The following is a 12,874-nucleotide window of genomic DNA, read 5'->3' on the forward strand; positions in this document are numbered from 1 at the left end:
AAGCGTCAGATGGCGCGCACGGTGCCGCCGCGGCGAAGCGTATAGGCGACATCGAGATGGCGGGCAGGGGCGGCATTCTCCGCCATGTCGAGCAGCAGCGAGGCGGCCGTCGCCCCCATGCTGGCATCCGGCATTTCGATGGTCGTCAGCGGTGGATCGATCAGCCGGCCGATGGCGATGCCGTCGAAGCCGGCGACCGAAACATCCCCAGGCACCGACAGCCCCTCGCGCTTCAGCGCGCCGATGACGCCGAGCGCCAGGAGATCGTTGGAGGCGATGATCGCCGTCGGCGCAAGCGAAGTCATCGCGACGCCAAGATCGAGCTGGTCATAGCCGCTGACGAACGGGATCTGCACGGCATCGAGGGGTGTCAGCCCGTTCTCGGCCATGGCGTCGAGATAACCGCGGTAGCGAAGGCGGGCGCGGTCGGAGGCGGCAAAATTGCCGGAGAGAAACAGAATGCGGCGATGGCCCATGCCGATCAGGAATGTCGTGATCTCGCGGCCGGCGCCGCGATTGTTGGCGGTGACGGCCGCCGGAAACTGCGCCGTCGGCAGGTTGTTGAGCAGCACGGTCGGCGGGAGCTTCGCAAGCAGCGCCTTGCTGGTGGATGGGTCGCAGACGGTGAGGATCAGTCCGGTCGGTCGGTCGTTCAAAAGTGCCGCGACGGCATCGGCCTCGCGCGCCGGATCGTAATTCGACTGGGCGATCAAGACGCCATGGCCGGCCACCAGCATGCGGTTCTGGATGCTCGACAGCGACGAGGCAAAGACCGGATTGGTGATGCTCGGGATCAGCACGCCGACCACAGGCCTGTGCCCGAGCCGGCCGGCGGACGAGCCGGCCGGGCGATAGCCGAGTTCGGCGGCCGCACGGCGCACCTTGCGCACCATCAGGTCGCTGGCCGGTCCGTTGCGGTTGAGAACCCTGCTCGCGGTCGCCAGCGAGCATCCTGCCCGGAACGCGACCTGCTCCAATGTCGCCATCGAAAACGCCTCCTGCTGACAATATCGAGGCGCAATCCCTTAGGCGGGTTCGATGACATTGGTCTGACACCCACAGCATGATGCCGAAAAGTGTGAGCAGTTTTCGGACGACATCATGCTCTAACTCTTTAATGGAGAACAGGATTCAGATTTTAGGCCGACCGGACCTGAAATCATCCTGTTCTCGGCAGAGTTATCTACTTCTTATTCATTACAAAAATGGAAGTTGATGGCGAATGCAACCTGTGGAATAGTCAGGTTGGCGCCATCTACCCTCTTCATTCTCATCACCTGGACAAGAATGTCTCACAAAAAAATGGAATGCTCCACGGTGTGGTGGTTTCTCGCGACGGTCTCCCTCGTCGCAAACTTCACGTCGCCAGCCTATGCGGACAGCCCGTCCGTGCCCTGGCCACAAACGCAAAGCGACATCCAGGCCGATCCCCATGTGCGTTTCGGCATGCTCGCCAACGGCATGCGGTTTGCGATCATGCGTAATGTCACGCCGCCCGGACAGGCGGCGATCCGCTTTCGCATCGGCTCCGGTTCGCTCGACGAAAACGACAACCAGCAGGGTCTGGCGCATGTTCTCGAACACATGGCCTTCAAGGGTTCGACACATGTCGCCGAAGGGGAGATGATCCGTATCTTGCAGCGCAAGGGTTTGGCCTTCGGGCCCGACACCAACGCCCATACCTCTTATGACGAGACTGTCTATGCACTCGATCTGCCCGAGGTCGATGCAGACACGGTTTCGACGGGGCTGATGCTGATGCGAGAAACGGCGAGCGAGCTGACCCTCGACGCCGGCGCCTTCGATCGCGAACGCGGCGTCATCCTGTCGGAAGAGCGGCTGCGCGACACGCCGCAGTATCGTGCGGCGCTCGAAATCATGAATTCGTTGCTCGCCGGCAAGCGCGTGACCATGCGGACGCCGATCGGCAAAGCCGACATCATCAGCAATGCGCCTGTGGCCCTTGTCCGTGATTATTACCGGGCCAACTACCGACCCGATCGGGCAACGCTGATGGTGGTGGGTGATATCGACCCCGCCGCCATGGAAACGGAAATCCGGCAGCGCTTCGACGACTGGAAGGTCGTCGATCCGTCGCCGGCAAAACCGGATCTCGGCACGCTGGTGACGAAAGGCGAAAGCGCCGACCTCATCGTTGTTCCCGGCGGCATGACGAGCGTACAGGTCGCCTGGACGCGTCTCTATGACGCGGCGCCTGACACTTTTGCCAAGCGCCGCGCCGAGATTGTTGAAAATCTCGGTCTCATGGTGCTCAATCGCCGGGTGAGCACCATCGCCGGCAAGGCGGATGCCCCATTCATCAGTGCGGGCGTCGGCTCTCAGGATATCGTCGATTCCGCTCATGTCGTGCTGATTGCGGCGAACTCCGAGCCGGACAAATGGCAGGCGGCGCTCACGGCCATTGACCAGGAACGGCGTCGTATCCAGGAGTTCGGCGCTACGCAGGCGGAGATCGATCGCGAAATCCTCGACTATCGCTCAGCCCTGCAGGCTGCTGCGGCCGGAGCCGCGACGCGCACGAACACCGACGTCGCTTCCATGCTGGCGAGCAGCGTCGATGACGATCAGGTCTTCACCTCGCCTAGCGAAGACCTCTCGCTGTTCGAGACGATGACGAACGGCGTCACGGCGGCCGAGGTCAATCAGGCCCTGCAGCGTGCCTTCTCCGGCAACGGTCCGCAGGTCGTGCTACAGACGGCCCAATCACCTGAGGGCGGAGCCGACGCGGTTCGGCAAGTCTACGATGCGTCAAATGCCGTTGCCGTCTCGGCACTATCCAGTGCAGCCGACGTCGCCTGGCCCTACGCCCATTTCGGCGCGCCGGGCGCTGTGGTCGAACGCCGCGCCGTCGACGATCTCGACTTGACCATGGTGCGCTTTTCCAACGGCGTGCGGCTTACCGTCAAGCCAACCAAGCTGCGTGCCAACGAAGTGCTGGTGCGTGAAGATATCGGCGGCGGTCGGCTGGCCCTGCCGCACGACCGTTCCGCCCCTATCTGGGCATCGCCGGCCGTCGTGCTGTCCGGCGTGAAGGCCATGGATTACCAGGATATCCAGAAAGCGCTGACCGCCAACATCGTCAGCATCGATTTCTCGGTAACGGACAGCTCCTTCAGGTTCGACGGTCACACAAGGACTGAAGATCTTGCGACGCAACTGCAGCTCATGACCGCATACACCTCCGATCCCGCCTACCGTCCCGAGGCGTTCAAGCGTGTGCAGCAAGCCTATTTGAGCGGTATCGATCAGTATGAGGCGACGCCCGGCGGCGTTGTCAGCCGCGATTTCCCAGGTCTCGTCCATTCGGGCGACCCGCGCTGGACCTTTCCCGATCGCGCACAGTTGTCGGCCGCTCATCCAGACGATTTCGAGGCGCTGTTCCGGCCCATGGTCTCCAACGGCCCGATCGATATCACCATCGTCGGCGACGTGACGGTGGACGACGCGATTCGGCTGACAGCTGAAACCTTTGGCGCCTTGCCGCCGCGCCCGGAGACGATGTCGAGCGACGATCGGAACGACGTGCGTTTTCCGGCGACGAACGAGAAGCCCGTTGTGGTGGCCCATAAGGGCAGGGCGGATAACGCCGCCGCCGCGGTAGGGGCTCCGATTGGCGATTTGCTTTCCGATCTGCCGCGGTCCTTCACCGCCAATCTCGCCACCCAGATTTTCCAAAACAGGCTGGTCGATCAGTTTCGCATCGCAGAAGGAGCAAGCTATGTGCTGGAGGGCGATGCTGACCTGTCAAGTGAGCTCCCTGGCTACGGCTACGCATATTTCTACGTCGAGACAGACCCGGCAAAGGTCGCGCGCTTCTACGCACTCGTCAACGAGATCGCCAAGGATCTGCGGTCGCATGATGTCTCCCCGGACGAACTCACGCGCGCCCGTGAACCCATTATCGAGACATTGAAGCATCAGCAGCAGGGTAACGAATATTGGATTGAATATCTGCGCGGCGCTCAGACGGATTCGCGTGGCTTAGACAGGATACGCGACAATCTCAGCGGCTACGACAAGGCCGCCGCCGCAGATATCCGCGCGTTTGCCACGACCTATTTCAGCCCGGAAAAATTCTGGAAATTCGAGGTGCTGCCGCCGGCGGTGCGATAGGTCGTGGGCACTGCTCAGGAGCGGCGTTTGACCACGCGCATGTTCATCTCCGAGCGAAGCGCAAAGCCGTGTGTCTTGTAGAGCGAAATGGCCGATGTGTTCGCCGCATAGGCGTGGAGATAGGCTGTGTCGCCGCTCGATGCGATTTCGCCGGCAACGAAGCGGAAGAGCAGGGTGCCGAGGCCGCGTCCCTGGAAATTGGGATGGGTGCAAAGCCCGCTGAGCTCGATGAAGCCTGGCTGCCGCATCCGCTGCCCGGCCATCGCCACCAACCGGCCTTCGCTCTTGATCCCCCAAAAGCTGCCGAGGCTCTGGGCTCGCAACGTGAACGGCCCGGGTTTGGTCAGTGTCGCCAAATCAAGCATGTCGGCGGCATCGGATTCCGTCAGCGGCTGGATGCGAGGATCGGAAATTCGCTCATGAGGCCGCTCGGCAATCATCTGGACCACCGATGCCTCCGTTGCGACGGCAAGACCCGGTGGAATGGCGATCGGCCCGGATTCGACGAGAATCATGCTCTCCTCCCGCGAAGGCAGGTTCTCCAGGGCGTCGAGGCTCTCCGGCGCATCGTCGGCGGACGCCGCGAAAGGAACGATAGAGGGTGGGTATCGCCGCGCGGACTTGCCGCCTTCGGCAAGATTGGCATGGGCGGTCTCCAATGCGCTCCAGATCGGCCGGTCGAGGATATGGGTCATGAGTTTTCCTCCTTGGCGGCGCTGCGACGGGCAAGCGGAACAGCCGCAAGCCTGTCCTCGATGGCCGCGAGCTGTTCGAGGATCGGCCCGTCGAGATCGCCGCAGAGATCCGCAACGGCGGCGGCGATGCGCGGCCAGATCACCTTTTTCGAATGATCGACGAGGTCCTCTCCCTTGTCGGTCAGCGAGACCAGTCTGCGGCGCTGATCGTCCGGGGCCGGCTGCATGTCGACGTAACCGAGTTCGAGAAGCTGGCCGATGGTACGGGTTGCGCCGGGCTGGGTGATGCCTACCGCCTGCGCCAGCTCGCCGATCGTCAATGGCCCAGACCGGTCGATCGCTGCAAGGAATGGATATTGGCCCGCCTGGATGCTGAGACCGGCCTCGTCGATGACCTGCTGCGTATCGGCCTGCAGCCTCTCTCCGATGCGCCGCAGCCGGCTGCCCATGCAGAGAAACCCGAGCGTTCGGACCACATCCTCGACCATGCCGATCTCCATTTGTATGGGAAGTTATATAACATGTTATACATTAAATGGCAATTCTTCTGCGCAAAGGGCCGGCGGGTTAAGCCGGGGCAGGGCGGCACGAGCAAGTGCCTCGATCAGCCCCGCCGTCTCCTGGCCATCATCAACGCCGCCAGCACAGAGCTGAGCAGGCCAAGGGACAATGGCAGACCCTGATGTCCGATCAGTTGCATCGCCAGTCCTGTCGCGGGCGAGCCGACGATGCCGCCGATGCCCCATACCAAGGCGAAGGTCGCATTTCCGGCGATCAGGGCCTGACCGGTGAAACGCTCGCCGAGCTGGATCAGCGACAGGGTGTAGATCCCGAACGAGACCCCGCCCCAGACGAAAACGAGCGGCCAGATAAGCCACGAATTGAAGGCCGACGCCAGCAGCAGGCAGCTGGCGAGGCAAGCCAGGACGCAGAATAGCATCATCCGCGTCGAGCTGAGCCGTTCGGCCAAGCGCCCGAGCAAAATCTGCAGCACGGCATTGCCGGCGATGAAACAGGTGATGAGCGAAGCGATGCGCTCTTCGGCGCTGCCGAGTGCTGCGCCATAGACCGCGAAGAGTGAAAGCAGAGTCTGCTCGAAGGCGGCAGCGGTAAAAACGGCAAACAACAGCAGTGGTGCCAGCGCGAAGAAGCGGCCCACTGTTGTTGCCTCGCCTTCACCAGGCATGTCGGGCAGGCGTGGGACGACCGCAAGCACGATCAGGCCGCAGAGGAGGAAGGCCGCAATGCCGATCGCGAAGGGCGGCCAACCCTCCGTGCCGGTGAGCCAGAGCGACAGCGGGCCGATGGCGAAGCCGCCCGAAACGATCGATGAATAGAGACCCATGATCCGGCCCCGGCGTGGCGCCGGCGTGATCGAGATCAGCCACGTTTCGCTGATCACGTAAAGCGGATTGGCGAAGACGCCGAGCAGGAAGCGCAGCGGCATCCAGGCCCAGACGTCCTGCGCCCAGGCAATCGTCATTAGGGTGAGCGCGGCCAGGATCGAACATAGGATCGTCAACCGCGCCCCACCCACGCGCCGTGAAAGCGCAGGAATGAAGGGCGCCGATAGAATGAAACCGAGCGGCGTCATCGCCGCCGACAGGCCGATCAGGCCTGATGTCGTCCCTTGCCGCTCCAGGATGAAGCTAAGCAGCGGATAGGTCAGCCCCTGCGCCACGGCAAATACCGTGACGGTCGCGATGATGCCCGCCATCGCGGCCCATGGGATCCGATCCGCTCGCGGCGATGTCGTGCCGTGCAAGTGTCGATCCGACACGTCCGCCGGCTCCACGGAGGAAATATCGTTCACAAGCAACCTCCATAGGGTTTGAAGGGCCGGAGGCCTTTCACCTGAAAGAGGACGAATTCTGCAGGACAGGGTGAGCGTCGTACTTAAGCTTTCCCAAAAAGTTCTCAAAAACGTCCAAACAGACTAAACAGGTCAGCATCGAATTCTCAAAAGTCCTCACCACAGCAATTTCAGCCGGACATCATCAGGACCATCAGGAAATGACCGCCTCACCTTCCTTTCTTGGCCTTCCCGATCGCCTCGCCGATGGTCGCTTGCCCCGAGCGGTGATCTTCGCAGCCGCTCACGGCAGCACCTATCCCGGCAAGGACGGCAGCGGCTATGTCTTGGCCGCCGGTGCCATCCGCGCTGCGAGCCAGGATGATGCCGCGCTCGTCGAGCACTGGGATTTCGATCTCGGCGGTCCGCTGTTTGACCACAACCCAGTCTGCTGCATTGACGCTGGCGACGTTCCAACCATCCTTCATGACAATGCCGGCAATCGAGCCCGGATCGAGGCGAGGACGCGCGAGGTCCTGTCAATGCCCGCAGTGCCGATCCTGCTCGGCGGCGATTGTTCCGTGACTATTCCCTTCCTCGCTGGCTTTGCGGACCACGAGCCGGTCTGGATCCTGCAGATCGACGCCCATATCGATTGGCGCGACGAGGTACATGGCGAGCGCCACGGCTATTCGAGCCCGATGCGTCGGGCGAGCGAGATGCCGCATGTCGCCGGCATGGTCCAGGTCGGCCTCCGCAGCGTCGGCAGCGCACGCCTCGCCGATATCGAATCGGCGCGGGCCTACGGCAGCCGTTTCGTGACCGCCCGCGAGATTCACGCCGAGGGGGTCGAAGCCGCTCTCCGGCATATTCCGGAAGGAGCGTGGGTCGTCGTCACCCTCGACTGCGACAGCGTGGATCCCGGCATCATGCCGGGTGTGGCGGCGCGCACGCCCGGCGGCCTCACCTATACTGAGGTGATTGACCTGATCGCGGGCCTCGGCAGGCGGGCCAGGATTGCAGGATTCGACCTTGTCGAGCTCTATCCTCCCGCTGATATTGACGGCCTGTCGGCCCTGACCGCCGCGCGCCTTCTCGTCAATGCAGTCGGCGCCATCGTCCGGCAAGACTGAAGTCCCGCGTCCTCTGGCAGCAAGCAGTGCATGTGCGGTGCGTTTTCGTTTCTAGGCGACCTTGCCCAGACGAGGCTCCGTCCCTGCCAGTAGGCGCCGAATGTTGGTGCGATGGCGGGCAATCACGTAGATGCCGCCTGCGATCACCAGCAGCCGATAGGGCAGCGGTTGTTCCAAGCCGCAGACGAGAGCGATGGCCGTCAACGCTGCCAGCATCGAACTCAGGGAAACAATCCTGGAGATAGCCAGCGCAACACCGAAAACCATCGCAGCACCTAAACCTACGGGCCATGACATCGCCAGCAACACGCCGAGCCCCGCGGCAACCGATTTGCCTCCCGTAAAGTTGAGCCAGACCGAGCGGCCATGGCCTAACAACACGGCGAGTCCCGTCAGGCAAACAGCCCAAGGCTCTAAGCTTTGCAGGTCAAGCGCTGTCGGTGGCATGCCCGATGAGAGTGTCGAGAACCAAGAGTAAAACCAGCGGGCAAAGACGACTGCTCCCACACCTTTCAAGACGTCGACCAGAAGCACCACCAATGCAGGCCATTTGCCGAGCGTTCGCAATACGTTCGTCGCTCCGGTGGATTTGGAGCCATGCTCTCGGATATCGATGCCCCTGATCAGTTTGCCCGCCAGATAGCCTGAGGGTGTGGAACCGAGGAGATAAGCGATCGCCAATCCAACCGCACCCGCTATCCAGAAAACCATGGGAGTCACCTCGACGCTCTATTTTTCAGGCAGTCATTATTTGGTCGCCACCGCCATCAGCCACTGGAACACGATTTACACTGCTCACGTCCTCGATGCCACGCGGCCTAAGCGGACGAACAGTTCCATCCAAGCTTTAAAGACTCTAGGATGCGCCCCATGCAGGGATCGCGTTTTGCCTTTGGTCCGTTCGTGCTTGATCCGGGGGCTGGAACGCTCCTTCGGAACGATGATCCCGTTGCCATTGGCCACCGCGGGGTCAAGCTGCTTGCAGCACTCGTCGAACGACCCGGCGAAATTCTCGGCAAAGCCGAGTTGATGGACGCGGCGTGGCCGGGCATATCAGTCGAGGAGGGCAACCTGACCGTTCAGATCGCCCAGCTGCGCAAGCTGCTCGGTCCGGCGGCCGACGGCGGTGAATGGATCTCCACGGTGCCGCGGGTCGGCTACCGCTTCACAGGGGCCATCAATCAGCTTGGCGGCGTGAGGCGAAAACCTCTGCCGCTGCCTGACAAACCATCGATAGCGGTGCTTCCATTCGTGAATATCAGCAATGATCTCGAGCAGGAATCCTTCGCAGACGGGCTGACAGAAGACCTGATCACCGACCTCTCCAGGATGCCGGGCCTGTTCGTCATCGCCCGCAACTCGGCCTTCGCCTACAAGGGCAAGTCGAGGGATGTGCGCGAGATCGCCGAGGAGCTCGGCGTGCGCTACCTGCTGCAGGGCAGCGCAAGACGCGTAGCGGGACAGGTGCGCATCAACGCCCAACTGGTCGATGCGGCAAGTGGCGATCATCTATGGGCCGAACGCTTCGATCGCAGCCTGGAGGATATCTTTGCCGTTCAGGACGAGGTGACTGGCAAGATCGTCGAAGCGCTGCTCGGCCGGCTGCGCGCACCGCCATCGCTCAATCGGCCCAAAAATCTCGAGGCTTACGATCTCTGCGTGCGGGCGCGCAGGTTGATGGATGACTCGCCGCAGGCGGCGCGGGAAGCGCATCTGATGCTGACGCGCGCGATTTCCCTCGACCCTGATTATGCCGAGCCCTATCGCTGGCTTGCCATAAACCATTGGATGGCAGAGGTGCATTCCAGCGGACCAACGGAACCCGCCCGCAAGATTGCTCTGCAACTCGCGCGCAAAGCGGTAGTGATCGATCCCAACGACGCCGGTTGTCGTTGGATCCTGGCTTACTTGCTTGCCTATGAGCGCAGCTTCGCCGAGGCGGATGCGGAATTCGCCAAGGCGATCGAACTCGACGCGAACGAGGCCGACACCTTTGCGGCGCTATCCGACATCGTGGTCCTCGCCGGGCGGGTCGGGGAGGGCCTTGAGCATATTGCCAAAGCCTTCCGGCTGAACCCATTTCCGGCAAGCTGGTACTATCTGACGCTCGGCCAGGCGCAATATGCCGCCGGCCAATACGAAGCCGCCGTCAAGACGCTGCGGAGAGACGAGACCTATCGGACAAGCTCACGCCGTTTCCTGGCGGCAAGCCTTGCCCAGCTCGGCCGGCTCGATGAGGCGCGCGCCGAGGCCGAACTGTTTCTCGTCGCCAACCCGCATTTTTCAACCCGCCACTGGGCGGCGACCGAGCCATTCCGCGACGCTCGGACGCTTGAGCATTTCGTCGACGGCTACCGCAAGGCTGGCCTTCCGGAGTGACGCCGGCGTGCCTAGACGGCCCGAGATTAGATGGTGCCGGGCCGCGCGGAGGTGGTGAACTGGCTCGCGGAAGACAAAAAATCCTCTTCGTCGGTGGGCAGTTTTCCGTTTGGTGTCAGGTCGTCGACCGCTTTGGGAAGATCGCGCTTCAGTCGCCCAAGAATCTCTTGATGCGAAAGGCCGGTATTGGCAGCGATCTCGTCGAGAACGTCCGGACCTAGTGCTTCCGCGAGCTGGCCGTCATCGATGTCGGCATTCGGACCGGGCTGTACCCACGACTCCGCCTTGTCACCGTGACCATTCTGTTGAAACGTCTTCAGCAGATCGCCGAGACCGCCGCTGACGATGCCGCCGGACGTCAGGCCACCGAGAAGGCCGCCAAGTCCGCCCGAACCGGCCAATCCACCGAGAAGGCCCCCAAGCCCGCCCGGCTGCTGGTTTCCCGCGCCGGCCTGCTGGGGGTTCTGGATGCCGCGCAGCAGTTCCCCGATCTTGTCTCTATTCTGGTAACCGGCAACGGCAAGAACGGCGAGAAGCGCCTTCATTGGACCGCTCATCATCATAAATCCTCCCATGGTGTGTCTACAGCGCCGCGTGTCTTTCAAGACGTGTAAAAAAGACGCTGTAATGATTTGAATTTTCTGCATAATCTGCTCCTTGAATTAACTCTTATCCAAGGAATTATGCCGTCGGACGCACGCAATCCCACGGCCGGGCACCGGGCTACCTGCCAGCAATGCCCAGAGTGCCAAAAGGTTCCGCACCGGGTCGAAATAAGCCCACGGCCGCATTCGTTCGCGATCTCGATGCCCGGGCGTCCGCCAGCTCACGCCGCGGTCAGATTTCCGGGCAGCCGCGCCGGTTCGCAAAGACCATTCGTTCCGGTCCGCGGCGCGTCATCCCATGGACGACGATGCTGCGCGGGGACATGCGGACGATCTGTGCCCTGCGAAGTCCTTCGCTGCGTGCGATGTCGAGAGCATCGTCCGGATCGCAGCCGCGTGGTCCGCGCCGATCATATCTTTCATATCGATCACGTTCGTAAACGCCGACTCCACCGGGGCCGATCCGCAACTCCATATCCTGGGCGGCCGCGATCGTCGGCGAGATCGTCAACCCGGTCATGGCCGCCAAGCCGACCAGTATGAACTGAAGAGATTTCCGCATGAGTACCTCCCATGGCTATGCCATCACAATGACAACATCGACATGAGAGTTTTGTTCCGCAAGGCGGGAGGAGTCGACGCGGACGCATCAAACAGCCATGTTCGACGCGGCCGACATCACTTCCCGCGGGGCGGGACCTCCTCGACTTCCGTGAAACACCAGCGCACGACGCCGTCCCGGTCGATCAGTCTCAGTCCGGCGGAGGGGGCCTGCTCTGGTTTCCTGAGCGGCCGCACCGGCTCTAGGCTGATCGATCGCGACGTCAGCCCTTCCGGGGACGGACCTCCAGGAATACGTATGGCTCGCCGGCTCCCGAGGGGATCGCATACACGTCATAGGACGCCTGCGGGTCGTTGCCCATTCCCAACGAGCCGGGCGGCATGCCCGGCACGGCCAGCCCTCGGACCGGCGGCCGCTCTCGGAGCAGTCGCTGGACGGCATCGAGCGGAACGTGTCCCTCGATGTAGTATTCCTCGACGACGGCGGTGTGGCACCCCTCCAAGTCGGCAGGTACGCCCAGCCGTGCCTTGACCGCGGCAAGGTCGTCGGTGTCGCGGGCGTCGACGGAAAATCCTGCCGCGGCCATCGCCTTCGACCATTCATGACAGCAGCCGCAGTTCGGATCCTTGTAGACGGTCATCTTCGCCGGGGCGGCGCGGGCTCCTGCGCCAAGGAAAGCCAAGGCTGATGCCGCCAACGCGATGAAGCTTCTCCTGTGCATCGTCTCCACTCCTCGATGTCCCGCCGCCCAGACCCGTCCGGGCGGCGGGAGGCCACTATTTTACTTCGGTGACGGTCAACTTGCCATTCACGCGTTCGGCAACGAACTCGACGTTCGAACCTTCCTTCAGTCTTTCGAGCAGAGCCGGGTTTTCGACCCGGAAGACCATCGTCATCGCCGGCATGTCGAGGTTCTTCAGGTCCTCATGCTTGATGGTGACCTTCTTTGCCTTGGCGTCGACCTTGTTGACGACGCCCTTGGTGAATTCCTCAGCGAACGCACCGAAGGCCGCACTGGCGGAAAGCAGGGCGGCTACGCCGATTTTGATCATTGCGGTTTTCATGCTTTTGGCTCCTTTTTGCGGGTTACTTGCCAGCGACGGTGACGTCGCCATGCATGCCGGCTTCGTAGTGCCCGGGGATCAGGCAGGCGAACTTGAACTCGCCGTCGGTGGTGAACTTCCAGACGATCTCCCCGGATTGGCCGGCCGGAAGACGGATGGAGTTGGCGTCGGCATGTTCCATTTCCGGGAACTTCTCCATGACCTTCTTGTGCTCCAGGATCTTGTCTTCCTGATCGAGCACGAATTCGTGGTCGACGGTTCCGGCGTTCTTGATCGCGATCTTGACCGTCTGCCCTTTGCGGACGTCGAAGGTTGCGGGAGTAAACAGCATCTTTCCGTCTTCGGTTTCCTTCATCGTGACGCGGATGGTCTGTGTCGCCTTGGCCTTGTCGCCGGGTTCTCCGATAGCCATCTTCTCGCCGTGCCCACCGGCATGATTGCCGGAGGCAAGTGCTGGCGACGCGAGTGCTGCGAGGGCCAGTGCCATGAGATAATGCTTCATCCGTAATT

At 62.1% G+C, this 12,874-nt stretch carries 13 protein-coding genes and 1 pseudogene; 3 read left to right on the forward strand and 11 right to left on the reverse strand.

The annotated features are described in order from the left end of the window. Window positions 1-5: 5 nt before the first annotated feature. Entirely contained in the window at window positions 6-986 is a 981-nt protein-coding gene (locus RL_RS12490; protein WP_011651989.1) for a substrate-binding domain-containing protein, read from the reverse strand. A gap of 229 nt (window positions 987-1,215) precedes the next feature. On the opposite strand from RL_RS12490, the gene RL_RS12495 reads away from it, so the two are divergent. After that, window positions 1,216-4,134, forward strand: a complete 2,919-nt coding sequence (locus RL_RS12495) for a M16 family metallopeptidase (RefSeq protein ID WP_011651990.1) — start codon at window positions 1,216-1,218, stop codon at window positions 4,132-4,134. 14 nt (window positions 4,135-4,148) lie between these two features. Here the strand turns inward: RL_RS12495 and RL_RS12500 are convergent, their stop codons facing one another. From RL_RS12500 to RL_RS12510, 3 genes are all read right to left on the reverse strand, one after another. Beyond that, a complete protein-coding gene (locus tag RL_RS12500; RefSeq protein ID WP_011651991.1) occupies window positions 4,149-4,829 on the reverse strand; it encodes a GNAT family N-acetyltransferase in 681 nt (226 codons plus the stop codon). Next, the gene (locus tag RL_RS12505) at window positions 4,826-5,317 is read right to left on the reverse strand and encodes a MarR family winged helix-turn-helix transcriptional regulator (RefSeq protein ID WP_011651992.1); all 492 of its coding nucleotides are present in this window, start codon (window positions 5,315-5,317) and stop codon (window positions 4,826-4,828) included. Before RL_RS12505 ends, RL_RS12500 begins: the two co-directional genes overlap by 4 nt. 116 nt (window positions 5,318-5,433) lie before the next feature. After that, window positions 5,434-6,642: an MFS transporter gene (locus RL_RS12510; RefSeq protein ID WP_049778376.1), complete on the reverse strand. Its 1,209-nt coding sequence runs from the start codon at window positions 6,640-6,642 to the stop codon at window positions 5,434-5,436. A 200-nt stretch (window positions 6,643-6,842) separates the two neighbouring features. Between RL_RS12510 and RL_RS12515 the strand changes: the two genes are divergently transcribed. Next, entirely contained in the window at window positions 6,843-7,754 is a 912-nt protein-coding gene (locus tag RL_RS12515) for an agmatinase (protein ID WP_011651994.1), read from the forward strand. A 51-nt stretch (window positions 7,755-7,805) separates the two neighbouring features. Here the strand turns inward: RL_RS12515 and plsY are convergent, their stop codons facing one another. Then, the gene (plsY, locus tag RL_RS12520; RefSeq protein ID WP_011651995.1) at window positions 7,806-8,465 is read right to left on the reverse strand and encodes a glycerol-3-phosphate 1-O-acyltransferase PlsY; all 660 of its coding nucleotides are present in this window, start codon (window positions 8,463-8,465) and stop codon (window positions 7,806-7,808) included. Between the two features lie 159 nt (window positions 8,466-8,624). Between plsY and RL_RS12525 the strand changes: the two genes are divergently transcribed. Further along, window positions 8,625-10,133 (forward strand): winged helix-turn-helix domain-containing tetratricopeptide repeat protein, encoded by a 1,509-nt coding sequence (locus RL_RS12525; protein ID WP_011651996.1) that lies wholly within the window; start codon window positions 8,625-8,627, stop codon window positions 10,131-10,133. A gap of 26 nt (window positions 10,134-10,159) precedes the next feature. On the opposite strand, the gene RL_RS12530 is transcribed toward RL_RS12525, so the two are convergent. The 6 genes and pseudogenes from RL_RS12530 to RL_RS12550 form a co-directional block, all read right to left on the reverse strand. Further along, window positions 10,160-10,693, reverse strand: coding sequence for a YidB family protein (locus RL_RS12530; protein WP_028744401.1), 534 nt, complete (start codon window positions 10,691-10,693; stop codon window positions 10,160-10,162). Window positions 10,694-10,970: 277 nt separating this feature from the next. Then, a complete protein-coding gene (locus RL_RS12535; RefSeq protein WP_011651998.1) occupies window positions 10,971-11,300 on the reverse strand; it encodes a hypothetical protein in 330 nt (109 codons plus the stop codon). Between the two features lie 87 nt (window positions 11,301-11,387). Then, window positions 11,388-11,488 (reverse strand): annotated as a pseudogene (locus tag RL_RS39075) (AhpC/TSA family protein); the annotation flags it as partial. Window positions 11,489-11,562: 74 nt separating this feature from the next. After that, window positions 11,563-12,021 (reverse strand): DUF411 domain-containing protein, encoded by a 459-nt coding sequence (locus tag RL_RS12540; protein WP_011651999.1) that lies wholly within the window; start codon window positions 12,019-12,021, stop codon window positions 11,563-11,565. Window positions 12,022-12,076: 55 nt separating this feature from the next. Beyond that, window positions 12,077-12,364 (reverse strand): copper-binding protein, encoded by a 288-nt coding sequence (locus tag RL_RS12545; protein WP_011652000.1) that lies wholly within the window; start codon window positions 12,362-12,364, stop codon window positions 12,077-12,079. Between the two features lie 22 nt (window positions 12,365-12,386). Then, a complete protein-coding gene (locus RL_RS12550) occupies window positions 12,387-12,866 on the reverse strand; it encodes a cupredoxin domain-containing protein (protein WP_011652001.1) in 480 nt (159 codons plus the stop codon). Window positions 12,867-12,874: the final 8 nt, after the last annotated feature.

The organism is Rhizobium johnstonii 3841 (genome assembly GCF_000009265.1).
In the GTDB taxonomy this organism is placed as follows: domain Bacteria; phylum Pseudomonadota; class Alphaproteobacteria; order Rhizobiales; family Rhizobiaceae; genus Rhizobium; species Rhizobium acaciae.

Excerpts from the sequence above, each read along its gene's own strand:
- RL_RS12490 (WP_011651989.1), bottom strand. The coding sequence starts at position 986 with ATGGCGACATTGGAGCAGGTCGCGTTCCGGGCAGGATGCTCGCTGGCG.
- RL_RS12495 (WP_011651990.1), top strand. The coding sequence starts at position 1,216 with ATGGCGAATGCAACCTGTGGAATAGTCAGGTTGGCGCCATCTACCCTC.
- RL_RS12500 (WP_011651991.1), bottom strand. The coding sequence starts at position 4,829 with ATGACCCATATCCTCGACCGGCCGATCTGGAGCGCATTGGAGACCGCC.
- RL_RS12505 (WP_011651992.1), bottom strand. The coding sequence starts at position 5,317 with ATGGTCGAGGATGTGGTCCGAACGCTCGGGTTTCTCTGCATGGGCAGC.
- RL_RS12515 (WP_011651994.1), top strand. The coding sequence starts at position 6,843 with ATGACCGCCTCACCTTCCTTTCTTGGCCTTCCCGATCGCCTCGCCGAT.
- plsY (WP_011651995.1), bottom strand. The coding sequence starts at position 8,465 with ATGGTTTTCTGGATAGCGGGTGCGGTTGGATTGGCGATCGCTTATCTC.
- RL_RS12525 (WP_011651996.1), top strand. The coding sequence starts at position 8,625 with ATGCAGGGATCGCGTTTTGCCTTTGGTCCGTTCGTGCTTGATCCGGGG.
- RL_RS12530 (WP_028744401.1), bottom strand. The coding sequence starts at position 10,693 with ATGATGAGCGGTCCAATGAAGGCGCTTCTCGCCGTTCTTGCCGTTGCC.
- RL_RS12535 (WP_011651998.1), bottom strand. The coding sequence starts at position 11,300 with ATGCGGAAATCTCTTCAGTTCATACTGGTCGGCTTGGCGGCCATGACC.
- RL_RS12540 (WP_011651999.1), bottom strand. The coding sequence starts at position 12,021 with ATGCACAGGAGAAGCTTCATCGCGTTGGCGGCATCAGCCTTGGCTTTC.
- RL_RS12545 (WP_011652000.1), bottom strand. The coding sequence starts at position 12,364 with ATGAAAACCGCAATGATCAAAATCGGCGTAGCCGCCCTGCTTTCCGCC.
- RL_RS12550 (WP_011652001.1), bottom strand. The coding sequence starts at position 12,866 with ATGAAGCATTATCTCATGGCACTGGCCCTCGCAGCACTCGCGTCGCCA.